This window comes from Nocardioides sp. zg-1228 (assembly GCF_017086465.1).
In the GTDB taxonomy this organism is placed as follows: Bacteria; Actinomycetota; Actinomycetes; order Propionibacteriales; family Nocardioidaceae; genus Nocardioides.
Genome location: NZ_CP070961.1, coordinates 2,231,079 through 2,254,678, shown reverse-complemented (window position 1 = coordinate 2,254,678; position 23,600 = coordinate 2,231,079). Strand labels below are relative to the sequence as shown.

Sequence of the window (23,600 nt, the reverse complement as noted above, 5' to 3'; positions counted from 1 at the left end):
AAAGAGATGTAGTGACCGTCACCACCGATTCCGTCCGCTCCGCCCTGGAGCAGGCACCCGCCGACCGGGTCGAGAGCCACCTGCACCCGGCCGGCTCGTTCGCCGTCGCCGACCACGTGGTCCCCACCGGCCGCGAGGAGATCTGGCGCTTCACGCCGCTCAAGCGGCTCAAGGGCCTGCACGCCGACGCCCCGCTCGACGGGCGCAACGTCGACGCCACCTGGACCGCGCCCGAGGGCGTCTCCGTGGGCGTCGTCACCGGCGACGAGGCCACGGCGCTGCGCGGCGTGAGCGGCTGGGTGCCCAACACCCGGTTCACCGCCCGCGTCCTCGCCGACGTGCCTGCCACGCTGCTCGTCGACGTGCCCGCCGACGTCGAGGCCACGGAGCCGATCGTCCTCGAGGTCGACGGCACCGACGCCGACGTCACCAGCGGTGCCCACGTCGTGCTGCGGTTCGGGCGCCACAGCAAGGGCGTCGTCGTGCTCAACCACACCGGCTCGGCCGCGGTCGCGGCCGTGGTCGAGGTCGTGGTCGCCGACGGCGCCGAGGCGAGCGTCGTCTCGATCCAGGACTGGGCCGACGACGCCGTCCACCTCTCGCACCACCAGGCGCTCGTGGGTCGCGACGCGACCTACAAGCACGCCGCCATCTCCTTCGGCGGCGACCTGGTGCGGATGGACGCCAACGTCACCTACGACGGTCCCGGTGGCTCCGCCGAGCTGCTCGGCCTCTACTTCGCCGACGCCGGCCAGCACATCGAGCACCGGATCTTCGCCGACCACACCGCCCCCCGCACGAAGTCCCACGCCGTCTACAAGGGCGCGCTGCAGGGCGAGAAGGCGCACACCGTGTGGGTCGGCAACGTGCTGATCCGCAAGATCGCCGAGGGGATCGAGACCTACGAGGAGAACCGCAACCTGGTCCTCACCGACGGCTGCCGGGCCGACTCGATCCCCAACCTCGAGATCGAGACCGGCGAGATCGAGGGCGCCGGCCACGCCTCGGCCACCGCGCGGTTCGATGACGAGCAGCTGTTCTACCTCCAGTCCCGCGGCATCTCCGAGGCCGAGGCCCAGCGACTGGTCGTGCACGGCTTCTTCAACGACCTGATCCGCCAGGTCGGCGTGCCGTCCATCGAGGAGCGCCTGCTCTCGACCGTCGAGGCCGAGCTCGCCAAGAACGTCCTCAAGGACGTCGGCTCGCTCGCCGCCTTCGCATCGGGGGCCTGATGGCGTTCGAGCGCGCCTGCTCCCTCGACGAGGTCTCGGCCGACCAGGGCCTCGCCGTGACCCTCGGGCGCTACGAGATCGTCGTCGCCCGCAACGGCGACGAGGTCTTCGCGCTGGAGAACGAGTGCAGCCACGCCGCGGTCGCGCTCAGCGAGGGCGAGGTCGCCGACTGCCAGATCGAGTGCTGGCTGCACGGGTCGATGTTCGACCTGCGCACCGGCAAGCCGACCAACCTGCCGGCGACGGAGCCCGTCGCCACCTTCCCGATCGAGGTACGCGGCACCGACGTGTACATCGACACCGAGACCACCCTGAACGGAGTCACCCCCGCATGAGCAAGCTGGACATCCAGGACCTGCACGTCACCGTCGACACCGAGGACGGCCCCAAGGAGATCCTCAAGGGCGTCACCCTCACCATCATGGACGGGGAGACGCACGCCATCATGGGGCCCAACGGCTCCGGCAAGTCGACGCTGGCCTACTCCATCGCCGGCCACCCCAAGTACACGATCACCGGCGGCTCGGTGACGCTGGACGGCCAGGACGTGCTGTCGCTCTCCGTCGACGAGCGCGCCCGCGCCGGCCTGTTCCTCGCCATGCAGTACCCCGTCGAGGTCCCCGGCGTCTCGGTGTCCAACTTCCTGCGCACCGCCAAGACCGCCATCGACGGCGAGGCCCCCAAGCTGCGCACGTGGGTCAAGGACGTCAACGGCGCCCTCGAGCGGCTCAACCTCGACTCGTCCTTCGGCACCCGCAGCGTCAACGAGGGCTTCTCCGGCGGCGAGAAGAAGCGCCACGAGATCGCCCAGCTCGAGCTGCTCGACCCCAAGGTCGCGGTGCTCGACGAGACCGACTCCGGCCTCGACATCGACGCGCTCAAGATCGTCGCCGAGGGCGTCAACCGGTTCCGCGGCCGCGAGGGCAAGGGTGTCCTGCTGATCACCCACTACACCCGCATCCTGCGCTACATCGAGCCCGACTACGTCCACGTGTTCGTCGACGGCAAGGTGGCCGAGTCCGGCGGCAAGGAGCTCGCCGACCAGCTCGAGGCCGAGGGCTACGACCGCTACGTCACCGCGGCGCGCTGAGCGGCACCCCGCACCCTCCACCCTCCGCCGTGACCAGCACGGTGCGCCCACCGCCCGAAAGGGGTACGACATGGAAGGACTGCTTCCGGATCTCGACGTGATCCGCAAGGACTTCCCGATCCTCGAGCGCACGCTCGCGGGCGGAGTGCCGCTGGTCTACCTCGACAGCGCCAACACCTCGCAGAAGCCGCAGATCGTCATCGACACGATGGTCGACCACCTCGAGCGGCACAACGCCAACATCGCCCGGGCGATGCACCAGCTCGGCGCCGAGTCGACCGAGGCCTACGAGGCGGCGCGCGACCAGGTGGCGACGTTCCTCAACGCGCCCTCGCGCAACGAGGTCGTCTTCACCAAGAACGCGACCGAGGCGCTCAACCTGCTGGCCCGCACCATCGAGCTCGGCCCCGGCGACAATGTCGTCATCACGGAGATGGAGCACCACTCCAACATCGTGTCGTGGCAGCTCGCCTGCGAGCGCGCCGGCGCCGAGCTGCGCTGGTTCGGGCTGACCGACGACGGCCGGCTCGACATGACCGACGCCGACCGGCTGGTCGACGAGCACACCAAGGTGGTCGCCTTCACCTGGGTCTCCAACATGCTCGGCACGATCAACCCGGTCACCGACCTGGTGGCGCGCGCCCGAGCGGTCGGAGCCGTGTCGGTGATCGACGCCTCGCAGGCGGCGCCCCAGCTGCCCGTGGACGTCCAGGCGACCGGGTGCGACTTCCTGGTCTTCACCGGCCACAAGGTCTGCGGCCCGACCGGCATCGGCGTGCTGTGGGGGCGCGAGGAGCTGCTCAACGAGCTTCCGCCCTTCCACGGCGGCGGCGAGATGATCGAGACCGTGACCATGGCGCGCTCGACGTACGCCAAGGCGCCCCACCGCTTCGAGGCCGGCACCCCGCCGATCGTCGAGGCGGTCGGGCTCGGCGCGGCCGTCGACTACCTCCGTCACATCGGCCTGGACTCCGTCCACCGCCACGAGCAGGCGATCACGGCCTACGCCCTCGAGGGCCTGCAGACCGTCCCGGGCCTGACCGTCCTCGGTCCGCTCGACGCGGCCGACCGCGGCGGCGCGATCGCCTTCGAGCTCGAGGGCGTGCACCCGCACGACATCGCCCAGGTCCTCGACTCGCGCGGCGTCGCCGTGCGGGCCGGGCACCACTGCGCCAAGCCGGCGCACGCGCGGTTCGGGGTGCAGAGCTCGACGCGGATGTCGTCCTACCTCTACACGACCCCCGCCGAGATCGACGCGCTGGTCGAGGGCCTCCACCACACCCGCAGCTACTTCAAGGTGGGTTGAGATGAGCACCGAGCTCGACGCGCTCTACCAGGAGATCATCCTGGACCACTACAAGAACCCTCACCACAAGGGCCTGCGCGACCCCTTCGAGGCCGAGGTGCACCACGTCAACCCGACCTGCGGCGACGAGGTCACCCTGCGGGTGCACCTGTCGGACGGGGTGGTGGAGGACGTGTCGTACGACTCGGTCGGCTGCTCGATCTCGCAGGCGTCGGCGTCCGTGATGACCGACCTGGTGATCGGCCGGCCGGTCGACGAGGCGATGACGATCCACCAGACCTTCCTCGAGCTGATGCAGGGCAAGGGTCAGGTCGAGCCCGACGAGGACGTCCTCGAGGACGGCATCGCCTTCGCCGGTGTCGCCAAGTTCCCCGCGCGCGTGAAGTGCGCGCTGCTCTCCTGGATGGCGTGGAAGGACGCGACCAGCCAGGCCCAGACCGAAGGAGTGACCCGATGACCGAGTCCACCCACCAGACCGACCACAGCGACCTGCCCGAGGTGCCCGAGGCCATCGGTGGCGGCGGGACCGGCGGCACGTCGACGGTCACCGTCGACGACGTCACCGAGGCGATGAAGGACGTCGTCGACCCTGAGCTGGGGATCAACGTCGTCGACCTCGGCCTGGTCTACGGCGTGCACCTCGACGAGCACAGCAACGCCGTGCTCGACATGACCCTCACCTCGGCGGCCTGCCCGCTGACCGACGTCATCACCGACCAGACCGAGTCGGCCCTCGAGGGCCTCGTCGGCGACGTCGCGATCAACTGGGTCTGGATGCCGCCGTGGGGCCCGGACAAGATCACCGACGACGGGCGCGAGCAGCTGCGCGCGCTCGGCTTCAACGTCTGAGGCCGCCGCTCAGCTGCCGGCCCGCGCCGACACCTTCGTCACCCAGTAGGGCGTCGTCGGTGTCGGCGTGGTGTTGAACCGCGCGTTGGGCAGGTAGAGGTCGCCGCGGTAGCGGGCGACCGTGGTCGGCACGTCGAAGCTGGTGTCGTCGTCGAGGTCCGCGGCGGTGATCGTGCGGACCAGCCGACCGCTGAGCCCGCTGCGTGACAGGCGCAGGACGGCGACCTCGTTGATCCGGTTGCGCACGACGTAGAGGGTCTGGCCGTGGCGCAGCATGCCGTCGCCCATCGTGAGCGACGCGCCACCCAGGTCGACCTCGGTGGCCACCCCGGTGCCGGGGTCGACCCGGTAGAGCAGCCCGCTGGTCGAGTTGACCACGAGGAGATGGCGACCGCTCGGCGTGGTGCTGATGCCGTTGGCCCCGAAGCCCGTGCCCTGCACCCACTCGCCGGTGAGCGGGAGGGTGGTCGCCGTGGCGGCGGGTCCCCGCGCACTGCGGCCGAGCCGGTAGAGCTGCGGTTGGGAGGAGTCGGTGAACCAGGCGGCATCCCGGGTCAGGACGACGTCGTTGACGAACGCAGGCCCGGCGGTCAGGGCGAGGTCCGCCACCACGGCTCCGGTGTCGGTGTCGACGACCCGGGCCGTGCCGGACGTGCCGCCGGCGACGTACAACAGGCCCCTGCGGTCGGACTTCAGCCCCACCGACGGCGTGCCGGGTCCCTCGCTGATGACCGTGCCCCGGCCGGTGCGCAGCGACACCTCGTAGATGTCGCCGTCTGCCCTCGAGCCGAACCAGGCCGTCGGTCCCGGTCCGATCGCGATCCCCTCGGGCTGGAAGCCGTCCGGCAGTGCGATGCGGGAGGGGAAGGTGCCGTCGAGGGGCACGGCCCGGGCCGCGGCGGGCGGCGTGGTGAGCACGGTCAGGCCGAGCAGAGCAGCGGCGCCGGAGACGAGCAGACGACCCATGGTGGACCTCCGAGTAGGTGAGACCTTCGACCGTAGCCCCGCCATGGTGGGCGGACCCGGACCCGGCCCTGCCACTCCCGCGTCGGCCGTGGTCGGCGACCCTGATATTGCGTGGCGGCGGGACGCGGGCAGGCGCACACTCCAACCGTGCTCAACCCCCATCCCACGCGCTACGCCCTGCTCAACGGCGTGCTGCACGACCTCGTCACCGGCGCCCACGACGCGCTGGGCGACGCGCTGGTCGGTGCCTACCTGCAGGGCTCGTTCGCCCTCGGCGCGGGGGACGAGCACAGCGATTGCGACTTCCTCGTCGTGGTGAGCGCGCGGCCCGACGCCACGCAGGAGGCCGCGCTGCGGCGCCTCCACCACGACCTGCCCCACCGCGACGGCTTCTGGTGGGGGCACCTCGAGGGCTCGTACGCGGTGGCGGTCGACCTGCGCACGACGGCGGGCCTCGGCCGCGAGTGGCTCTACGTCGACCACGGGTCGGACCGGATGGAGTGGTCGACGCACTGCAACCAGCCATGGACCCGCTGGATCCTGCGCGAGCACGGCATCACGCTGGCCGGGCCGTGCCCGGTCGGGCTGGTCGAGCCGGTGCCCGAGGAGGTGCTGCGCGACGCGGCGCGCGCGGGCCTGGCGACGCTGGTCGACGAGGTGCTCGGCTGGTGCCCGCCGAGGGTCGCGTGGTGCCAGCGCTACCTGGTGGTGCAGGCCAGTCGTAGCCTCTACACGGTCCGCACCGGCGAGGTGGCCAGCAAGCGCGACGCGCTGCGCTGGGCGATGGTGCACGGTGACCCGAGGTGGCGGCCGCTGCTGCAGCAGGTGCTGGCCGACCGCGACCAGGGGCTCGACCCGCAGGCGCCGCCGCGGCCCGGGTCGATGGAGGCGGCGCGCGAGTTCGCGGCGTACGTCGCGCGCGTTGCCTGACTCGCTACCCTTCGGGGCATGCAACCCGAGGTCGACCCGTCCGAGACCGACTTCGACCACGAGGAGCTGCGCGTCTTCTGGGACCTCGCCCGCTTCCACGCCAAGCTCAACGCGGCGCCGACCTACTTCGGCCCCACCGCGCTGGAGTCGGTGCCGCCGCCCGCCTGGGCCTACGGCGAGACGGCGGGGGAGTCCGACGCGTTCGTCGCGCAGGTGCTCGCCGACGAGAAGGGCGCGACGACCGCCCCCGCCGAGGAGTACGCCGGCGAGCTGCCGGAGGTCGGCGTGCTCTCGATCCTGTGCGACGGGTCGGGGAAGCCGCGGGCGCTCGTCCAGGTCTCCGACGTGACGCAGTCGGGCGACGACGTCGTCGAGTCCTTCACGGTCGTCTACAGCGCCTGAGCCCACACGCTGCTCGCCCACGGGTGCGGGGGAGTCGTGTGGGAGAGTCCTCGCATGGCTGAGCGGATGACCTACCTCCTCGTCGACGGGGAGAACATCGACGCCACCCTGGGCACCTCGATCCTGGGTCGGCGACCGCGTCCGGAGGAGCGTCCGCGCTGGGACCGGCTGCTGGAGTGGGCCGAGCGTGCCTTCGACCAGGACGTGACCGGCCTGTTCTTCCTGGCCGCGAGCACCGAGCTGCCGACCAGCTTCGTCCAGGCGCTGCTCGCGATCGGCTTCAAGCCGATCCCGCTGAGCGGCGAGGGCAAGATCGTCGACATCGCGATCCAGCGCACCGCCGAGGCGCTGGTGCACCGCGAGGCCGACGTGGTGCTGGTCAGTCACGACGGCGACTTCGTCGACCAGGTCTCCGCGTTGTGCGACGGCAGCCGGCAGGTCGGCGTCATCGGGTTCACCGAGTTCGTCAACTCGCAGTTCCGCAGCCTCCCCGGCGTGCGGATCTTCGACCTCGAGTACGACCTCGGTGCCTTCAACTCCCCGCTCCCGCGGGTGCGGGTGATCCCGATCGACCAGTTCGACCCGCTCGACTTCCTCTGAGCCCGGCTCGGGCCTCGAGATCGTGCATGTAGCACTCTTGCTATCTCCATAGCACGAGGACTATCTTCGGGTGATGGACACCACACGGGGGACGGTCATCGAGGTCAGCGACCTCCGGATGCGCTACGGCGACAAGGACGTGCTGCGCGGCGTCGGGTTCGCGATCGAGGCGGGCGAGGTGGTCTGCCTGCTCGGTCCCAACGGGGCGGGCAAGACCACGACCATCGAGATCCTGGAGGGGTTCCGCGACCGGTCCGCCGGCGACGTCCGCGTCCTCGGTGAGGACCCCCGACGGGCGAGCGAGGCATGGCGGGCGCGTACGGGCGTGGTGCTGCAGTCGTGGCGCGACCACCCGCGCTGGACCCCCCGCACGCTGCTCGACCAGATGGGCGGCTACTACGCGCCCTACTCCACGGACGAGCGGACGCGACCGGTGCCGACCGACGAGCTCCTCGAGACGGTAGGCCTCGTCGACCTCGCCGACCAGAAGATCGCCACCTTCTCCGGGGGCCAGCGTCGCCGCCTCGACGTCGCCATGGGCATCATCGGCCGCCCCGAGGTGCTGTTCCTCGACGAGCCGACGGCCGGCTTCGACCCGCAGGCGCGACGCGACTTCCACCAGGTCGTGCACCGCCTGGCCGACCTCGAGCACACCACGATCCTGCTGACCACCCATGACCTCGACGAGGCGGAGAAGCTCGCCGACCGCGTCCTGGTGCTCGCGGGCGGCCGGATCGTCGCCGACGACACGGCCGAGCGGCTGGCGTTGCGCGCCGCGCTCGGGGTCGAGGTGAAGTGGACGCGCGGAGGTGAGCGCTTCGTGCACTCCGCCGACGACCCCACCGACTTCGTCCGCAGGCTCCTCAACGAGCCGGGTGAGCCGGTGGTCGACCTGGAGGTGCGGCGGGCCAGTCTCGAGGATGCCTACCTCGACCTCGTGCAACGGCACGAGGCGGGGGAGGCCGACGAGGCCGTCCGGGCATTCTCGAGGGCGGTGTGAGATGGCGACGCTGACGACACGGGCGACGGCCGGCACGGCGCACGCCGTACGCCTCGGGCTGGGTCGCGGGTGGACCGAGTTCGTCCAGGGCCTGCGCAGCTCCCAGGACCAGTGGTTCTACCTCTCCACGGCGGCCCTCGCCGTGGGCTACCTCTACCTGCGTCGCGACACCGTGGTCGACGGCTCCGGCCTGCTGCTGCCGTCGGTCGCCCTGCCCAGCATCCTCGGCGGCCTCATCGTCTTCGGACTGATCGTGGGTCCGGCCTACAGCCTGGCCATGGAGAAGGAGGACGGCACCCTGCTGCGCGCGAAGGCCGTGCCGCGTGGCCTGACGGGCTACTTCGCCGGGCAGCTCGTGCTCCACTCTGCGAGCCTGGTGCCGCAGACGGTCGCCGTGCTGGTGCCGAGCTTCCTGCTCTTCGACAACCTCATGGCCCACCCGAGCGGCTGGTTCACCCTCGCCTGGGTGATGGTGCTGGGTCTCCTGGCCGCGCTGCCGATCGGCATGATGATCGGCGCGCTGGTCCCGTCGGCGCAGAAGGTCGGCATGTGGGGGATGCTCCCGGTGATGGTGCTGGCCGGCATCTCCGGCATCTTCTACCCCATGCAGGCGCTGTGGGGCTGGGTGCAGGTCGTGGCGCAGGTCTTCCCGATGTACTGGATGGGCCTGGGCATGCGCTCGGCGTTCCTGCCCGACTCCTACGTCGGCGCCGAGCTCGGCGACTCGTGGCGCACGGCCGAGACGGTCGCCGTGCTCGGCGCCTGGGCAGTCCTCGGCGCCCTCGTCGCCCCGGCGCTGCTGCGCCGCATGGCACGCCGCCAGTCGGGCTCGCAGGTCGCCGCCGCACGCGAGGCCGCCACCCAGTGGGTCAAGTGAGCGAGTCGGTGCACAACCGCATCGCCCTGCTGCGCGCCGAGCAGGGCGTCTCCCGCCGTGAGCTCGCCTCCGCCCTGGGGGTCCACTACCAGACGGTGGGCTACCTCGAGCGCGGCGAGAACAGTCCCAGCCTCGACCTCGCGCTGCGCATCGCCGAGTTCTTCGGCGTGCCAGTGGAGGCGGTCTTCTCGCTGAGACCGTTCCCCCGCATCAGCGACCAGTCCGGGCACAGCGCGTGACGGCCCGCTAGCGTGCGGGCGTGCCCGTCGTCCTCGTCCCGACCCCCCGCTGGGAGCGGTGGGTCGCCAACTTCACCGCGCGCCACGGCGGGGCGGAGCTGACGGTCGCCGACGGGACGCTCCGGGGACAGGCGGGCGACGGCTCGCACTTCACCGCCCGGCTGCCGTTCGGGGCGACGTACGCCGGCGTCCCCGAGGCCGGTGCCTTCGCGGCGGCGGCCCGCCCGCCGGGGGAGTGGGGCGTGCTGCTCGTGCGCAAGGGCGGCTTCGCCGTCGCCCGGCTGCGCGGTGACTCGCTGGTCGAGCACAAGATCGGGCAGCGGCACGTGCAGGGCCGCACCAAGGCCGGCGGCCAGAGCCAGCAGCGCTTCGCCCGCCGTCGCGACAACCAGGCGCGGCAGGCCTACGAGGCCGCGGCCGACCACGCCGCGCGGATCCTGGCCGGGGTGCGCGTCGCCGTCGCCGGCGGCGACCGTGGCGCGGTCGACGCGGTCCTGGGCGACCCGCGGCTCTCGTCGCTCACCCTCGTCGACCCGTGGCTCGCGGTGCCCGACCCGCGGCGGGCGGTCCTCGACGCGGCGGTCCTGGAGGCCCAGGCGATCGAGGTCGACGTCGTCAACGCCTGACGCGCCGCCGCGACGCGCCTATCCTCCGTGAGTGTGAGCACTCCGATCGAGGTCCGGGGACTGGTCAAGACCTTCGGCAGCACCCGGGCCCTCGACGGGCTCGACCTCGACGTGGCGGCCGGGGAGGTGCACGGCTTCCTGGGGCCCAACGGGTCGGGGAAGTCGACCACGATCCGGGTGCTGCTCGGGCTGCTCCGCGCCACAGCGGGGGAGGCCCGGCTGCTCGGCGGCGACCCGTGGGCCGACGCCGCCCGGCTGCACCGGAGGCTGGCGTACGTCCCGGGCGACGTGACGCTGTGGCCGAGCCTCACCGGTGGCGAGGTCATCGACCTGCTCGGCAGGCTGCGTGGAGGCGTCGACGAGCGGCGTCGGGCCGACCTGGTCGAGCGCTTCGAGCTCGATCCGTCGAAGAAGGGCCGCACCTACTCCAAGGGCAACCGGCAGAAGGTGGCCCTGGTCGCGGCCCTCGCCAGCGACGTCGAGCTGTTGCTCCTCGACGAGCCCACCAGCGGCCTGGACCCGTTGATGGAGGCGGTGTTCCAGCAGTGCGTCGAGGAGTTCCGCTCCGCAGGCGGCACCGTGCTGCTGTCGAGCCACATCCTGGCCGAGGTGGAGCGGCTGTGTGACCGGGTGAGCATCATCCGGGCCGGTCGCTGCGTGGAGTCCGGCACGCTCGCCGAGCTGCGGCACCTCACCCGGACGACGGTGCGCGCGGAGACCACCCGCCCGGTGGACCGGCTGGCCGGGATGGGTGGCGTGCACGACCTGGCCGCCGAGGGGCAGCGGGTCGCCTTCGAGGTCGACTCCGCGGCGCTGCCCGGCGCGCTCGCCGCCCTGCAGGACGCCGGCCTCGTGAGCCTCACCGCGACCCCGCCGACGCTCGAGGAGATGTTCCTGCGCCACTACGGCGACGACGTCTCCGCGCACGCGGGGCCGGAGCGGGCGCCGTGACGGGAACGCTGGCGCTGCTGCGCCACTTCCTGCGGCGCGACCGGTGGATGATCCTCGCCTGGTCGGCCGGCATCACGCTCCTCTACTGGTCGCAGGCGGTCAGCGTCGGAGGGCTCTACGCCACGCAGGAGGAGCTCGACCGGGCCGCCGCGGCGATGGACGGCAACGCCGCCTTCGTCGCGATGGCCGGACCGGCCCGGGCGCTGGACACCGTGGGTGGCCAGGTCGCGTGGCAGGCGACGGCGTTCGGCGCGATCTGCGCCGGGTTGATGTCGATGTTCCTGGTCGTGCGGCACACGCGGGCCGAGGAGGAGTCCGGTCGCGACGAGCTGCTGCGGGCGGCCGCGGTCGGCCGCGCCGCGCCCACCGCGGCGACGCTGGTGGTCGCCGTGACGGCCAACGTCCTGACCGGCGCGCTGGTGGCCGCCAGCCTGGTCGCCTTCCCGCTTGCCGTCGCCGACTCGGTCGCCCTGGGCGTCGGGCTCGCGGCCGTCGGCCTGGTGTTCGCCGCGGTCGCCCTGCTCGCGGCCCAGCTCACGTCCGGCCCGCGGGCGGCGTACGGGCTCACCGGTGCGGTGATCGGCGCCGCGTTCGTGCTGCGGGCGATCGGCGACGTCGGATCGCCCGCGCTCACCTGGCTCTCGCCGATCGGGTGGTACCAGGCGATGCACGCCTTCTCCGGCCTCCGGTGGTGGCCGCTGCTGCTGCTCGCCGCAGCGGGCGCGGTCACCGTGGTGGCCGCGGTGTGGGCCTTCGACCACCGCGACCACGGCGCCGGGGTGCTCGCCGACCGCCCCGGTCCGACGAGGGCCGGGCCACGGCTCGGCACGCCCCTCGGCCTGGCCTGGCGGCTCCAGCGCGGCACGCTCGCGGCGTGGGGCCTCGGGCTGCTGCTCACCGGGATGGCCTACGGGTCGCTGGGCAGCGACGTCGGCGACGTGCTCGGCGACTCGGCCGCCACCGAGGAGATCCTCGCCCGCGGCAGCGCCGACCTCGTCGACGGCTTCTACGCCACCTCGATTCTGATGCTGGGCCTGATGGCGTGCGGATACGCCGTCTCGACGGCCCTCCGCCCGCGCCACGACGAGGCCACCGGGGTCGTCGAGGTGCTGCTGGCGACCGGGCTGTCCCGGCGTCGCTGGCTGGTCGCCCAGACCGTGCTGACCGTCGTCGGCTCGGCGGTCGTGGTCACGGCCGCCGGTGTGGGGCTCGGGGTCGGCTACGCCCTGACGACCGGCGACTCGGCTGCGACCGGCACCTATCTCGTCGCCTCCCTGCCCTACCTCGCGCCGGTCCTGGTGATGAGCGCGCTGGCGCGCCTGCTCTTCGGCCTCCGCCCCCGCCTCGCGTCGCTGGCCTGGCTGGCGCTGCTGTTCGCCGTGGTCGTGATGCTCTTCGGCGAGCTGCTCCGGATGCCCGAGTGGCTGCAGGACCTCTCGCCCTTCCACCACCTCGCCCTCGTGCCGGCCGAGGACTTCCGGTGGGGCCCGTTCCTGGCCCTGCTCGTCGTCGCGGGCGCGCTGAGCGCCGCGGGGCACCTGCTCTTCGGCCGCCGCGACGTCGAGGTGCGCTAGGTTCGCGCGCATGGACGGGTCGACCGCGGCGGTCTGGCAGCCCGAGCCCGGGTGGCAGCGGCTGTCGGGAGCGGGCCCGGCGACCGTGGGGCTCTGGGCCGCGACCCACCGCGGTCGCGAGGTCGTGGTGAAGCGGCTCGGCAGGCCCGACCCGCACGATGCTCCGGGCGTCCTCGTGCCGGCCGACGTCAACTACTGGCGCCGCGCCGCCGACGTCGCCCTGAGCGGGGTGGTGGCCGACTCGCCCGGACTCCGCGAGGCCCCCGTCGTGCGGGTGGAGGAGGACGAGGAGGGCATCACCCTCGTGCACGAGCGGGTCGCGACCGCCGACCCGCCGGGCCTGTGGCTGGCGGCCTGTCTGGGCCGGTTCGCCGCGGTCGACCTCGGCGGCCACGCCTGGCTGGCTCGCGACCAGCTGCGCAGCCGGCTGCGCCTGGTCGAGCGCCGCGGCGGCTGGCGCACGCTGGCCCGCACCCCCGTCGCCGACATCGCCGACCACCTCTGGGCTCGTCGCACGAGCTGGCTGGACCGCTGCGACGCGCTGCCCCAGGTCGCGCAGCACGGCGACCCGTCGGCGGGCAACATCCCGGGCCGCGACGGCGACGGCGCGGTGGCGATCGACTGGGCGCACCTGGGCCGGGGACCGGTGGGCGCCGACCTGGGCTACCTCTCGCTGGCCACCCGCGAGGACATCGACCCCCTCGTGGAGGCGTACGTCGACGCGCTCCCTCCCGGGCTCGCGAGCCGTGCCGACGTGGTCACCGGCGCCCGGGTGATGGCCGTCTACACCGCGCTCACCCGGCTCGACTGGGCGCTCGCCCGCGTCGCCGACGGCGAGGGCGCCCTGGCCGGGAAGTTCCGCCACCCCAGCGTGGCGCCCTACATCCACTCGATGCAGCGCCAGGTCGCGCAGATCGAGGCGCTGCTCGACGACCGTTGAGGCGCGGTCAGGACCGGCGGCCGGCGTCATGGACAGTAGCGTTCGGTGGATGCCGCACACTCATGACGTCGAGGTTGGCCAGAACCAGGTGCGCAAGACATTCGTGTCGTGGTCGCTAGACGAGCCAGAAAGGGAATGGGGTGCGCTGAAGCACCTCAGCGCCTATGCGCCGGGTCTCGCGCCATCACCCATTGCGCGCACCGAGGTTGGCGGCCGCCCCACTATTGTCATGTCGCGAGTCCCAGGCGCCCCGTTGGCTGGCGAGATCACCGGTGCGCAGACGCAGGCTCTCGCACGGGCGCTGCGAAGGCTGTTCGACGTGCCTGTGCCGCCAGGCTTGGCGGTGCGCGCGAATGACCCACTCGGCTTCTCTCGGCGCTTCAAGCAATGGCTGGCCGAAGAGTACGACTGGTCGGAATGCCAGGACGCTGGGCTGGTTCGTGAAGCGGTTGAGTCGGCCCGGCTCTGGCTGGACCAGCACCTGTTCTCCGAAGGATGGATCGTCGATCCCGTCATCGCTCTCGGGGACGGCAACCTCGACAACGTGCTGTGGGATGGCGAGACCTGTCGGCTAATCGACTGGGAGGAATACGGCGTCTCTGATCTGGCCTACGAGGTGGCCGACATTGTGGAACACGCTTCATCCAGGCTGGAGAATCGGTTGGAGGCCGACGCCTTGATCGAGGCGATATTCCTCAGCGAGTCGCAACGCCGCCGTGTCGAGCAGCACCGTCCGTTCTTCGCCGCTTTCTGGCTCGCCATGCTCCTGCCGGGAAACGCCGGCTGGGGCCGCAACCCCACCGGTTCGACCGAGGACCAGTCCCGGCACCTGCTCCGCCTGCTCGAGGGCAGCGGGCGTCAGTGAGACGGGATGGCGACTGTCGCGGCGGCCCACTCGCCAGCGGCGGGGTACGGGCCGGTCAGGTCCAGGACTCGTCTGAGGTCCCCGGTGCGCGGCTCCCAGTCGACGAGCCGGCGGTTCGCGATGAGCAGCCGAAGTGTGTCGTCGTCCGTCCACCCGACCAGGCTGCTCGTCGCCGGGACTTGTAGCCGCGCGCCCATCGCTCCCGTGCTCTTGTCCAGCACCCAGACCTGTGCCGGTGCGCGGCTCGGCCATTCGCGGCGGGCGGCGTGGAGCGCGAGGTGGCTGGTGCTGAACACCCCGAACGCATGACGGCGCATTGGGCGCGGGACCTTCGCACCGGGAGCGACGGTCCTCGACGAAACACCGTCGCCGGTCCATCGCTTCACCATCAGTCCCTCATGTGTTGCACCGATGATCTCGGTCGGTGTGCCGTCAACGTCGAATCTGGTGCGCCACCCCGGGTATCGGGCAGGCGTCACGCGGCCCGCTGCGTCGATGTGGAAGGTGCCGTAGTCGGACGACTCCGGAGGGGCCGCGTAGGCGGACACGACGTCCTTGCCCGGTATCCAGTCCACGCGCACGACATGGGGGTGGCTTGCCGGAAAGGACACGTGTCGAACGTCGCCGCTGGTCAGGTCGAGCAGGACCACACCGCGGTGAGTCTGTGCTGCCCACAGGCTTCCGTCGCGGGACAGGGAGCCGGACCCGTAGGTGTCCGGGCCCGGCCATGACTCCTCTGCGAGGCCCAGGCCGTCCATGGCCAGGCTGCGCCAGCGGTCGTCCACACCGAGGAAGAGGAGGCGTTCCCCGGCCCATCCCGCGCGGTCACTGAGCCGTTCGGTGGGGTGGTACACCATCTGCGCCCGCGCAGGGTCCTCCAGGACACTCGGCAACTCTGCGGCTGCCTCAGGTGCGACCCTGCGGCTGCCATCCTCCCAAGCGACGCGGCTCCAGTCGCGTGGAGACATCTGCGCCCTCGGCGCTGGCGCACGGTTCGACACGAAGGCCTCCGGCGCCGCAGTGGGTCGCTGCGCTGTGTCTGCGGGTCCCGACCTCGGCAGCTCCTCCGTCTCGTCGACGGAGGTGCTGCACGCCACGAGGACGGTCATGAGCGTGCAGGAAAGCGCAGTTCGCAACACCCGCGCCTCCCTTCCCCCGATGAGCGACCGCGATCATCCGCTGGCCTGACTCTCACCGTAGACGCCTTCGGACTATCGCCGGTGTGCATGAGGTGAACGCGTAGACGGGCATCCGCGACCCACAGTGGCGTGGGCGGAGGTTTCGGAGATGGCGCAGCGGGGACAGGACGAGTCCCGCTAGGGTCGCCGGATGGTCGACGGAGCAACCGAACGGTGCGTGTTTCCCTCGCTGTCGACCAACCGCCTCGTGCTTCGACCCGTCGGAGCCGGGGATCTTGGATCTGATGATCGACCTGAACTCCGATCCGGTCGTCATGACCTACATTCGCGGGCGTTGCGCGACCCCCGAGGAGACCGCCGCTGAGTGGCGGCAGCGGCTTGACCATCAGAGTGACGCAGCGCGTGGACTCGGATACTGGGTCGGGTTCGACGCGAACGGCTTCGTGGGCTGGTGGTCGGCGTCAGCGTTTGAAGGACGTACCGAGATCTCCGGCATCGGCTACCGGCTGAGCTCTACGGGGTGGGGACGCGGACTTGCCACGGAGGGCGCCCAGGCCATGATCCGCCAAGCGTTCTCGTGCCGAGACGTAGACCGGGTCTTCGCCTCCACGATGGCGGCGAACACCGGCTCACGTCGAGTGCTCGAGAAGTTGGGGATGACGCAGAACGCGTCGCGGGCGGCCTCTCAGGAAAGGAAGCAGATTGCGGGCTGGCAGCACGGCGAGGTGCACTACGAGCTGACCCGGGCCGACTGGGACGGCTCGCACACCGAAAGGGGGAGTAGCAGTGCTCCGACGTACGTCGGCTCACCGACAGATCCGGTTGAGCTGAGCGCGGCAGATCCTTGCACGGGGCCGGCGGTGAAAGGTCAGCCCGCAGACCTGGCGGCAGCCTCGATCTTCTCTCGCCGCTCCGTCCAGAAGGCGGCGTCGTGCTGTTGCTCGGCCATCGCCTCGGCGTCGGTCCCGAAGGCACCGTCGAGCTGTTCGCGCAGGATGTCAGCGTGGCCGGCATGCCGGCTGGTCTCGGCGAGCAGGTGGACAAGCACGTTGAGCAGAGGAACCTCGGCGTTCCCCCACCAGGGCACACGGCCTGTGTCGTCCAGGGCGAGCGAGCCCACGGTGACGTCGCTGTGCGCCCAGACCCGCTGGTAGCGGTCGACGACTGCCTGGCGCGACTCGTCCTCGGTCGCCCACATGTCGGCGAGACGGTCTGCCTCGACATCCCACCGCGGCAGCGGTTCTGGGAATGGCCGGTCGAACACCTCGCCGAGATACCTCGCCTCCCACGTCGCCAGGTGTTTCACCAGGCCGAGCAGGTTGGTCCCGGTGACGGTGAGCGGGCGGCGGGCGTCGTACTCAGAGAGCCCTTCCAACTTGGCAAGCACCGCTTGGCGCTCGTGCTTCAAGTAGTTGTGCAGGTTGGTCTTCGCTGCCGTGTCGTCCACGAGACAACACCTTGCCACTGGTGTGCCTGATCCGGTCGCAACTCCCGCCCGCACCTCGGGATGAGTGGATCACCGTTGGGGAGGCGCCGGTCAGAGCCTGCTGGCCGAGAAGGTGTCGCACGCCTCGAGGGTGCCCTCCTCGTAGCCGCGGGTGAACCACGCCATCCGCTGGGCGGCCGACCCGTGGGTCCACCCCTCGGGGTCCACGCCCTGGCCCGACTTCTGCTGGATGCGGTCGTCACCGACGGCCTTCGCCGAGTCGAGCGCCTCCTCGATGTCGCCCTGGTCGAGGTCGGTGAGGATGCCGTCGCCGTCGCTGGCGTCGCGGGTCCACATGCCGGCGTAGCAGTCGGCCTGCAACTCGAGCCGGACGGCGTCGGAGTCGGGGCCCTTCTGCGTGCGGACCTTGCCCATCGTGCCCATCAGGTTCTGGATGTGGTGGCCGTACTCGTGGCCGAGCACGTAGGGCTCGACGAAGTCGCCGCCCTGCCCGCCGAGCTGGCCCTGGAGGACGTCGTCGAAGAAGGTGGTGTCGAGGTAGATCTGCTGGTCGGGCGGGCAGTAGAACGGGCCCACCTGCGACGACGCCTCGCCGCAGCCGGTCGACACGGCGCCGGAGAACGTGTTGATGGCCGCGGGGGAGAGCTCCGTGCCGGCCTGCTCGGGCAGGGTGTCGGCCCAGTAGCTCTCCAGCGACAGCGTCACGGCCACGCGCGCGCAGTCGGGGTCCTCGTTGGCGTCGGCGCCGGTGCGGCAGTTGGCGTAGCGCTCGTCGCCCGTGTCGATGCCCTCGGGCTGGGCCTGGCCCTGGGAGCCGGTGCCCCCGCCGCCGTCCGACATCAGGCCGGTGCACTGGGTGAGCACCACGAACAGCACGACGATCAGGATGCCCCCGATGCCGCCGCCGGCCCGGGCGCCGCCCGGGAGCGGCATCCGCATCCCGCCGCCGGCGGCGCCACCGCGGCCACCGCCGCGGCCCGCGTCGCTGACCCGGCCCCTGCTGATGTCGGCCTTGGGGTTGAAGCGCATGGACGTGCCTTTCGAGCGGTCGAGACGGTCGGATCGACCTCCGGGGAGGTTAGCGCCTGCCTCGCCGATGGGGCTGCGACCCTCACCCCTTCGTAGGATGGCGCCCGAGATGATCACCGCCCAGAAGCTCGAGGTCCGAGCCGGCGCGCGACTCCTCATGGAGGACGTCACCTTCCGCATCGCCGCAGGCGACAAGGTGGGCCTCGTGGGGCGCAACGGAGCCGGCAAGACGACCCTCACCCGTATCCTCGCCGGCGAGGGCCAGCCCGCCTCGGGCCAGGTCCTGCGCACCGGCGACGTCGGCTACCTCCCGCAGGACCCCCGCGTCGGTGACCCCCAGGTGCTCGCCCGCGACCGCATCCTGTCGGCCCGCGGCCTCGACGACGTCGTACGCCGCCTGCGCGAGGCCGAGATCGACATGGCCAGCGAGGACCCCCGCACGCACGAACGCGGCATGAAGCGGTGGACCCGCGCCGACGCCGAGCTGCACGCGGGCGGCGGCTACGCCGCGGAGTCCGAGGCCGCCCAGATGGCGGCGGCGCTCGGCATCGAGGAGCGCCTGCTCGCCCAGCCGATCGGCACCCTCTCCGGCGGCCAGCGACGCCGGGTCGAGCTCGCCCGCATCCTCTTCTCCGGCGCCGAGATCATGCTGCTCGACGAGCCGACCAACCACCTCGACGCCGACTCGATCGTCTGGCTGCGTGACTTCCTCAAGGCGCACCGTGGCGGGTTCGTGGTGATCAGCCACGACAACGCGCTGCTCGAGGCGACGGTCAACAAGGTGTTCCACCTCGACGCCAACCGCGCGGTGATCGACATCTACAACATGGGCTGGCACAACTACCTGACCCAGCGCGAGGACGACGAGAAGCGTCGTCGCCGCGAGCGCCAGAACGCCGAGAACAAGGCCAAGGTGCTCACCGACCAGGCCAACAAGATGCGCGCCAAGGCCACCAAGGCGCAGGCCGCGCAGTCGATGCTCAAGCGCGCCGAGAAGATGATGGCCGGCATCGAGACCGAGCGGCAGGCCGACAAGGTCGCCCGGATCGCGTTCCCCGATCCCGCCCCCTGCGGCAAGACCCCGCTGATGGGCAAGGACCTGTCGAAGTCCTACGGCTCGCTCGAGGTCTTCACCGCCGTCGACCTGGCGATCGACCGGGGCAGCCGCGTGGTGATCCTGGGCCTCAACGGCGCCGGCAAGACCACGATGCTGCGCATCCTGGCCGGGGTCGACAAGCCCGACACCGGCGAGGTCGTGCCCGGCTACGGGCTCAAGATGGGCTACTACGCCCAGGAGCACGAGACGCTCGACGTCAACCGGACGGTGCTGGAGAACATGCACGGCGCCGCCCCGGAGCTCACCGACACCCAGGCGCGCTCGGTGCTCGGGTCGTTCCTCTTCTCCGGCGACGACGCCCACAAGCCCGCGGGCGTGCTCTCGGGCGGGGAGAAGACCCGGCTCGCGCTCGCGATCCTGGTGGTCTCCAGCGCCAACGTGCTGCTGCTCGACGAGCCCACCAACAACCTCGACCCCGCCTCTCGCGAGGAGGTGCTCCACGCGATCCGCAGCTACACCGGCGCGATCGTCCTGGTCACCCACGACGAGGGCGCGGTGCGCGCGCTCGACCCCGACCGGGTGCTCCTGCTGCCCGACGGCGACGAGGACCTCTGGAGCGACGACTACGCCGACCTGGTGTCCCTCGCCTGACCGGCCCCCTGCCGGGCCGTCGTCGTGTCTGTCTGAGTCCCCGCTCGAGCGGGGACTCCGACACCTGGAGGCCGTTGCAACCCCCTCCGAGTGTCAGACTCCCCCCACAAGTCGGGCACGGGCCGGCCGCGTACGCCCGCCCGGACGTTACTGACGAGTAGTAACCTGACGGCATGACTCCCGAAGAGCTCGCCGCGGTCGGCCTCCGCCTCGACGTCGTCGACGCCGTCGCCACGATCACCCTCGACCGGCCCGAGGTGCGCAACGCGCAGACGCCGGCCATGTGGCTGGCCCTCGCCGAGCTGGGCGCCTCGCTGCCCGCGGAGGTCCGGGTCGTGGTGGTCACGGGGGAGGGCGAGACGTTCTCCGCGGGTCTGGACCGGGCGATGCTCGACCCTGCCAACTCCGGCGAGGGCACCGTGCTGGGGCTGCTGGCACTCAGCGACGAGGAGGCGTCCGCGCGGATCGAGGAGTTCCAGCGCGGCTTCACGTGGCTGCGCGACCCGCGCTTCGTCTCGATCGCGAAGGTGCGCGGCCACGCCATCGGCGCCGGCTTCCAGCTGGCGCTGTCGTGCGACCTCCGCGTGGTCGCCGACGACGCCAAGCTGTCGATGAAGGAGTCGGCGCTCGGGCTCGTGCCCGACCTCACCGGCACCAAGCCCCTGGTCGAGCACGTCGGGTACGCCCGGGCGCTGGAGCTCTGCGCGACCGCGCGCGTCGTGACGGGGGAGGAGGCGGCGCGCATCGGGCTCGCCACGGCGTGCGTCCCGGCGGCCGAGCTGGACGGCGCCGTCGCCGACCTGGCGGCTGCACTGGTCGCCCCGATGCCGGGGGTGCTCAGCGAGACCAAGGCGCTGCTGCAGGGTGCTGCCGACCGCGACCTCGACGAGCAGCGCCGCCTGGAGCGCGAGGCGCAGGTACGCCGGTTCCGCGCGGTCGCGGCGGCGTTCGCGGGCTGACGCCCGCCGACCGCCGACTGCGGTGTCGGCGGCGCGAGGAACAATCAGGCCCCGTCGCGGGTTGACGCGGGTGGACCTCAGGAGGAGTTTGCATGTCGATGGGACCGGGTGCGGGTGGCCCGCCGTGGCGACACCTGCGCAGTGACCGGAGCGTCGTCGACAACAAGATCGAGCGCAGCACGCTGCGCCGGGTGGTCGCCTTCGCCCGTCCGCACCGCAGGCTGATCGTCGCGTTCCTGGCCGTGACCGTCCTCGACGCCGCCCTGGTCGTGGCGCCGCCGCTGCTGCTCAAGGCGATCATCGACGACGGCGTGAGCACCGGTGACACCTCGCTCGTGGTGCTGCTGGCGGCCCTCGTGGCCGTCGTGGCGGTGGTGAGCGCCGGGTTCGGCCTGATCACCGGCTGGCTGTCGAGCCGCATCGGCGAGGGACTGATCTACGACCTCCGCACCCGTGTCTTCGCCCACGTGCAGCGCCAGTCGCTCGCGTTCTTCACCCGCACCCAGACCGGGGCCCTCGTCAGCCGGCTCAACAACGACGTCATCGGTGCGCAGCGGGCGTTCACCTCCACGCTCCAGGGCACCGTCTCCAACATCATCGCCGCCGTGGTGGTCGGCGTCACGATGCTCTTCCTGAGCTGGCCGGTGACGCTGCTGTGCCTGGCGCTCTTCCCGATCCTGCTGCTGGCCTCGCGCTGGGTGGGCAACCGCCTGGCCGACCTGTCGCGCGAGCAGATGGACGGCAACGCCGACCTCGGCAACGCCATGACCGAGCGCTTCAACGTCGGCGGGGCGATGCTGCTCAAGCTCTTCGGCCGGCGCGAGGTGGAGGACGTCGCCTACGCGCAGAAGGCCGCGGTCGTCCGCGACCTCGGCATCCGGATCTCCCTGCTGACCCGCATCTTCTTCGCCGCGATGATGCTGGTGCCGTCCCTCGCCACCGCGCTCGTCTACGGCATCGGCGGCTGGCTCGCCATCCGCGGCGACCTGTCGGTCGGCACGATCGTCGCACTCGGCGTCCTGCTCACCCGGCTGCTCGGTCCCCTCCAGGGCCTCTCCAACGTCCGCATCGACGTGATGACGGCCCTCGTCAGCTTCGACCGCGTCTTCGAGGTGCTCGACCTGCCGTCGCTGATCCAGGAGAAGCCGGACGCGGTCGTGCTGCCGCCGACGGCGTCCCGCCTGGAGTTCGACCACGTCGCCTTCACCTACCCGCGCGCCGACCAGATCTCCCTCGCCTCGCTGGAGACCGTCGCGCGCACCGAGTCGCGCGACACCGGCCAGGTGCTCCACGACGTCACGTTCACCGCCGAGCCGGGACAGATGGTCGCGCTCGTCGGTCCGTCCGGTGCCGGCAAGACGACCGTGACGCACCTCGTGGCCCGGCTCTACGACGTCGAGTCCGGCGCGGTGCGCGTCGGCGGCCACGACGTGCGCGACGTGACCCTCGAGTCGCTGGAGGACGTGGTCGGCTACGTCACCCAGGACGCCCACATGTTCCACGACACCATCCGCGCCAACCTGGTCTACGCGCGCCCCGAGGCGAGCGACGACGAGGTGTGGGCGGCCCTCGAGGCGGCGCAGATCGCCACGCTGGTGCGCTCGCTGCCCGACGGGCTCGACACCGTCGTCGGCGACCGGGGCTACCGCCTCAGCGGCGGGGAGCGGCAGCGGCTCGCGATCGCGCGCCTGCTGCTCAAGGCCCCGGCCATCGTGGTGCTCGACGAGGCCACCGCCCACCTCGACAGCGAGTCCGAGGCGGCGGTGCAGCAGGCGCTCGACGCCGCGCTGGAGGGGCGTACGTCCCTCGTGATCGCCCACCGGCTCTCCACGGTCCGCAACGCCGACCAGATCCTGGTCCTCGACGACGGCCGGGTCGTGCAGCAGGGCACCCACGCCGAGCTGATGGCTGCCGGTGGCCTCTACGCCACGCTCCACGCGACGCAGTTCCAGGCCGACCGGGCCGTGCCCACGCCCGGCTAGCGGTGCTCCGGCTGGTCGGCGCGGTCCTCCGCGTCGTCCTGGTCGAGCCGGTCGCGCCACGTACGTCGGCGGGCGCGGGCGGGCTGCGCCGGCTGCGCACGCTCGGTGCCGGTCGGCTCCGGCGCGGGTGACTCGTTGCTGCCCCAGGGGCCGCGGCCGCCGCGCCACTCGTCGTAGATGAGGTAGAAGAACCCGAAGATGGCCAGCGCCCCGAAGAACCACCACTGCAGGCCGTAGAAGAAGTGCGGCCCGTTGTCGAGCTCGGGCAGCTCGACCGGCACGAGCGGTGTCTCGGGCTCCGGCGACTCCGAGCGCAGGTCGACCCAGCCGCCGAGCACCTCGCGGCCGAGCGCCTCGGCGATGCGGCTGCTGTTGACGGCGCGGGTCGACTGGTCGGTGACCTCCGCGCTGTCGCCCTCGGCGTCGCTGCGCACCCAGCCGGTCACCTCGACCTCGCCGGACGGCGGCTCGGGGACGTCGGCGGTGGTGGCGCCGCGGTTGTCGGTGGCGTACCAGCCGCGGTCGACGAGCAGGCTGGAGCCGTCCTCGAGCTCGAGCGGCACCACGACGTCGACGCCGGCGGCGCCCTCGCGCGTGCGGTAGCGCACGATCACGGTGTCCTCGACGGCGTAGGTGCCGGTGGCCTCCACGATGCGCCACTCGTCCTCCTTGGCCACCGACCGGCCCGGGGCCAGCACGTCGGTGACCGGGGAGGGGCCCGCCTTCTCGTTGCGCTGGATGACGTCGTTGCGCTCCTGGCGGTCCTCGAGGCGGTGGAACTGCCACTCGCCGAGCCGCCACGCGACCCAGGCCAGGAAGACGACGACGAGCGCGAAGGCGATCCAGCGGCGTGAGACCAGGAACCGCATCTTGTGCACGCGGCGAGGCT

The 23,600-nt window shown here is 71.8% G+C and carries 25 protein-coding genes; 20 read left to right on the top strand and 5 right to left on the bottom strand.

All coding sequences use genetic code 11. From position 1 onward, the window contains the following. The first annotated feature begins 11 nt into the window (after positions 1–11). From sufD to JX575_RS10795, 6 genes are all read left to right on the top strand, one after another. Positions 12–1,232, top strand: coding sequence for a Fe-S cluster assembly protein SufD (sufD, locus tag JX575_RS10820; protein ID WP_186342582.1), 1,221 nt, complete (start codon positions 12–14; stop codon positions 1,230–1,232). Next, entirely contained in the window at positions 1,232–1,567 is a 336-nt protein-coding gene (locus JX575_RS10815) for a non-heme iron oxygenase ferredoxin subunit (RefSeq protein WP_186342581.1), read from the top strand. Before sufD ends, JX575_RS10815 begins: the two co-directional genes overlap by 1 nt. Then, positions 1,564–2,322, top strand: a complete 759-nt coding sequence (gene sufC / locus JX575_RS10810) for a Fe-S cluster assembly ATPase SufC (RefSeq protein ID WP_186342580.1) — start codon at positions 1,564–1,566, stop codon at positions 2,320–2,322. The genes JX575_RS10815 and sufC overlap by 4 nt, the downstream gene beginning before the upstream one ends. A 79-nt stretch (positions 2,323–2,401) precedes the next feature. Further along, the gene (locus tag JX575_RS10805; protein ID WP_222129819.1) at positions 2,402–3,628 is read left to right on the top strand and encodes a cysteine desulfurase; all 1,227 of its coding nucleotides are present in this window, start codon (positions 2,402–2,404) and stop codon (positions 3,626–3,628) included. A 1-nt stretch (position 3,629) separates the two neighbouring features. Further along, the gene (sufU, locus tag JX575_RS10800; protein WP_186342578.1) at positions 3,630–4,085 is read left to right on the top strand and encodes a Fe-S cluster assembly sulfur transfer protein SufU; all 456 of its coding nucleotides are present in this window, start codon (positions 3,630–3,632) and stop codon (positions 4,083–4,085) included. Beyond that, positions 4,082–4,477, top strand: a complete 396-nt coding sequence (locus tag JX575_RS10795) for a metal-sulfur cluster assembly factor (protein WP_186342577.1) — start codon at positions 4,082–4,084, stop codon at positions 4,475–4,477. Before sufU ends, JX575_RS10795 begins: the two co-directional genes overlap by 4 nt. 9 nt (positions 4,478–4,486) lie before the next feature. Here the strand turns inward: JX575_RS10795 and JX575_RS10790 are convergent, their stop codons facing one another. Further along, complete coding sequence (locus tag JX575_RS10790; protein WP_186342576.1) at positions 4,487–5,443, bottom strand: superoxide dismutase; 957 nt, start codon at positions 5,441–5,443, stop codon at positions 4,487–4,489. Positions 5,444–5,590: 147 nt separating this feature from the next. Between JX575_RS10790 and JX575_RS10785 the strand changes: the two genes are divergently transcribed. The 11 genes from JX575_RS10785 (at position 5,591) to JX575_RS10735 (ending at position 14,447) form a co-directional block, all read left to right on the top strand. Then, complete coding sequence (locus JX575_RS10785; protein WP_186342575.1) at positions 5,591–6,373, top strand: aminoglycoside adenylyltransferase domain-containing protein; 783 nt, start codon at positions 5,591–5,593, stop codon at positions 6,371–6,373. An 18-nt stretch (positions 6,374–6,391) separates the two neighbouring features. Next, entirely contained in the window at positions 6,392–6,775 is a 384-nt protein-coding gene (locus JX575_RS10780) for a hypothetical protein (protein ID WP_186342574.1), read from the top strand. Positions 6,776–6,829: 54 nt separating this feature from the next. After that, positions 6,830–7,375, top strand: a complete 546-nt coding sequence (locus JX575_RS10775) for an NYN domain-containing protein (RefSeq protein ID WP_186342573.1) — start codon at positions 6,830–6,832, stop codon at positions 7,373–7,375. Positions 7,376–7,448: 73 nt separating this feature from the next. Next, positions 7,449–8,375 carry an ABC transporter ATP-binding protein gene (locus tag JX575_RS10770; protein WP_186342572.1) on the top strand — a complete coding sequence of 309 codons (927 nt, stop codon included), beginning with the start codon at positions 7,449–7,451 and terminating at the stop codon, positions 8,373–8,375. A gap of 1 nt (position 8,376) precedes the next feature. Beyond that, positions 8,377–9,252: an ABC transporter permease gene (locus JX575_RS10765; protein ID WP_186342571.1), complete on the top strand. Its 876-nt coding sequence runs from the start codon at positions 8,377–8,379 to the stop codon at positions 9,250–9,252. Continuing rightward, positions 9,249–9,491, top strand: a complete 243-nt coding sequence (locus tag JX575_RS10760) for a helix-turn-helix transcriptional regulator (protein ID WP_186342570.1) — start codon at positions 9,249–9,251, stop codon at positions 9,489–9,491. The genes JX575_RS10765 and JX575_RS10760 overlap by 4 nt, the downstream gene beginning before the upstream one ends. 20 nt (positions 9,492–9,511) lie before the next feature. Then, complete coding sequence (locus JX575_RS10755; protein ID WP_186342569.1) at positions 9,512–10,117, top strand: acVLRF1 family peptidyl-tRNA hydrolase; 606 nt, start codon at positions 9,512–9,514, stop codon at positions 10,115–10,117. A gap of 33 nt (positions 10,118–10,150) precedes the next feature. Further along, the gene (locus tag JX575_RS10750) at positions 10,151–11,068 is read left to right on the top strand and encodes an ABC transporter ATP-binding protein (RefSeq protein ID WP_186342568.1); all 918 of its coding nucleotides are present in this window, start codon (positions 10,151–10,153) and stop codon (positions 11,066–11,068) included. Further along, positions 11,065–12,642 (top strand): ABC transporter permease, encoded by a 1,578-nt coding sequence (locus JX575_RS10745; RefSeq protein ID WP_186342567.1) that lies wholly within the window; start codon positions 11,065–11,067, stop codon positions 12,640–12,642. The genes JX575_RS10750 and JX575_RS10745 overlap by 4 nt, the downstream gene beginning before the upstream one ends. A 10-nt stretch (positions 12,643–12,652) precedes the next feature. Continuing rightward, the gene (locus tag JX575_RS10740) at positions 12,653–13,582 is read left to right on the top strand and encodes a phosphotransferase (RefSeq protein WP_186342566.1); all 930 of its coding nucleotides are present in this window, start codon (positions 12,653–12,655) and stop codon (positions 13,580–13,582) included. A 49-nt stretch (positions 13,583–13,631) separates the two neighbouring features. Then, on the top strand, positions 13,632–14,447 hold the full coding sequence (locus JX575_RS10735) for an aminoglycoside phosphotransferase family protein (RefSeq protein ID WP_186342565.1): 816 nt from the start codon (positions 13,632–13,634) through the stop codon (positions 14,445–14,447). Here the strand turns inward: JX575_RS10735 and JX575_RS10730 are convergent. From JX575_RS10730 to JX575_RS10720, 3 genes are all read right to left on the bottom strand, one after another. Continuing rightward, the gene (locus tag JX575_RS10730) at positions 14,441–15,301 is read right to left on the bottom strand and encodes a hypothetical protein (protein WP_186342564.1); all 861 of its coding nucleotides are present in this window, start codon (positions 15,299–15,301) and stop codon (positions 14,441–14,443) included. The genes JX575_RS10735 and JX575_RS10730 overlap by 7 nt on opposite strands. A 1,153-nt stretch (positions 15,302–16,454) precedes the next feature. Next, entirely contained in the window at positions 16,455–17,033 is a 579-nt protein-coding gene (locus JX575_RS10725; RefSeq protein WP_186342563.1) for a DinB family protein, read from the bottom strand. A gap of 90 nt (positions 17,034–17,123) precedes the next feature. Beyond that, positions 17,124–18,062, bottom strand: coding sequence for a neutral zinc metallopeptidase (locus tag JX575_RS10720; protein WP_186342562.1), 939 nt, complete (start codon positions 18,060–18,062; stop codon positions 17,124–17,126). A 109-nt stretch (positions 18,063–18,171) separates the two neighbouring features. On the opposite strand from JX575_RS10720, the gene JX575_RS10715 reads away from it, so the two are divergent. From JX575_RS10715 to JX575_RS10705, 3 genes are all read left to right on the top strand, one after another. Next, on the top strand, positions 18,172–19,770 hold the full coding sequence (locus tag JX575_RS10715; protein WP_186342561.1) for an ABC-F family ATP-binding cassette domain-containing protein: 1,599 nt from the start codon (positions 18,172–18,174) through the stop codon (positions 19,768–19,770). 173 nt (positions 19,771–19,943) lie between these two features. Next, the gene (locus JX575_RS10710; RefSeq protein ID WP_186342560.1) at positions 19,944–20,729 is read left to right on the top strand and encodes an enoyl-CoA hydratase/isomerase family protein; all 786 of its coding nucleotides are present in this window, start codon (positions 19,944–19,946) and stop codon (positions 20,727–20,729) included. A 92-nt stretch (positions 20,730–20,821) separates the two neighbouring features. Next, positions 20,822–22,711, top strand: a complete 1,890-nt coding sequence (locus JX575_RS10705; RefSeq protein WP_206054368.1) for an ABC transporter ATP-binding protein — start codon at positions 20,822–20,824, stop codon at positions 22,709–22,711. Here JX575_RS10705 and JX575_RS10700 read toward each other — a convergent pair. Beyond that, a complete protein-coding gene (locus JX575_RS10700; RefSeq protein WP_222129814.1) occupies positions 22,708–23,580 on the bottom strand; it encodes an SURF1 family protein in 873 nt (290 codons plus the stop codon). The genes JX575_RS10705 and JX575_RS10700 overlap by 4 nt on opposite strands. Between the last annotated feature and the right edge of the window lie 20 nt (positions 23,581–23,600).

Excerpts from the sequence above, each read along its gene's own strand:
- JX575_RS10735 (WP_186342565.1), top strand. The coding sequence starts at position 13,632 with ATGCCGCACACTCATGACGTCGAGGTTGGCCAGAACCAGGTGCGCAAG.
- JX575_RS10740 (WP_186342566.1), top strand. The coding sequence starts at position 12,653 with ATGGACGGGTCGACCGCGGCGGTCTGGCAGCCCGAGCCCGGGTGGCAG.
- JX575_RS10790 (WP_186342576.1), bottom strand. The coding sequence starts at position 5,443 with ATGGGTCGTCTGCTCGTCTCCGGCGCCGCTGCTCTGCTCGGCCTGACC.
- JX575_RS10700 (WP_222129814.1), bottom strand. The coding sequence starts at position 23,580 with ATGCGGTTCCTGGTCTCACGCCGCTGGATCGCCTTCGCGCTCGTCGTC.
- JX575_RS10710 (WP_186342560.1), top strand. The coding sequence starts at position 19,944 with ATGACTCCCGAAGAGCTCGCCGCGGTCGGCCTCCGCCTCGACGTCGTC.
- JX575_RS10815 (WP_186342581.1), top strand. The coding sequence starts at position 1,232 with ATGGCGTTCGAGCGCGCCTGCTCCCTCGACGAGGTCTCGGCCGACCAG.
- JX575_RS10720 (WP_186342562.1), bottom strand. The coding sequence starts at position 18,062 with ATGCGCTTCAACCCCAAGGCCGACATCAGCAGGGGCCGGGTCAGCGAC.
- JX575_RS10795 (WP_186342577.1), top strand. The coding sequence starts at position 4,082 with ATGACCGAGTCCACCCACCAGACCGACCACAGCGACCTGCCCGAGGTG.
- JX575_RS10775 (WP_186342573.1), top strand. The coding sequence starts at position 6,830 with ATGGCTGAGCGGATGACCTACCTCCTCGTCGACGGGGAGAACATCGAC.
- sufU (WP_186342578.1), top strand. The coding sequence starts at position 3,630 with ATGAGCACCGAGCTCGACGCGCTCTACCAGGAGATCATCCTGGACCAC.
- JX575_RS10770 (WP_186342572.1), top strand. The coding sequence starts at position 7,449 with ATGGACACCACACGGGGGACGGTCATCGAGGTCAGCGACCTCCGGATG.
- sufC (WP_186342580.1), top strand. The coding sequence starts at position 1,564 with ATGAGCAAGCTGGACATCCAGGACCTGCACGTCACCGTCGACACCGAG.
- JX575_RS10780 (WP_186342574.1), top strand. The coding sequence starts at position 6,392 with ATGCAACCCGAGGTCGACCCGTCCGAGACCGACTTCGACCACGAGGAG.
- JX575_RS10715 (WP_186342561.1), top strand. The coding sequence starts at position 18,172 with ATGATCACCGCCCAGAAGCTCGAGGTCCGAGCCGGCGCGCGACTCCTC.
- JX575_RS10705 (WP_206054368.1), top strand. The coding sequence starts at position 20,822 with ATGTCGATGGGACCGGGTGCGGGTGGCCCGCCGTGGCGACACCTGCGC.
- JX575_RS10765 (WP_186342571.1), top strand. The coding sequence starts at position 8,377 with ATGGCGACGCTGACGACACGGGCGACGGCCGGCACGGCGCACGCCGTA.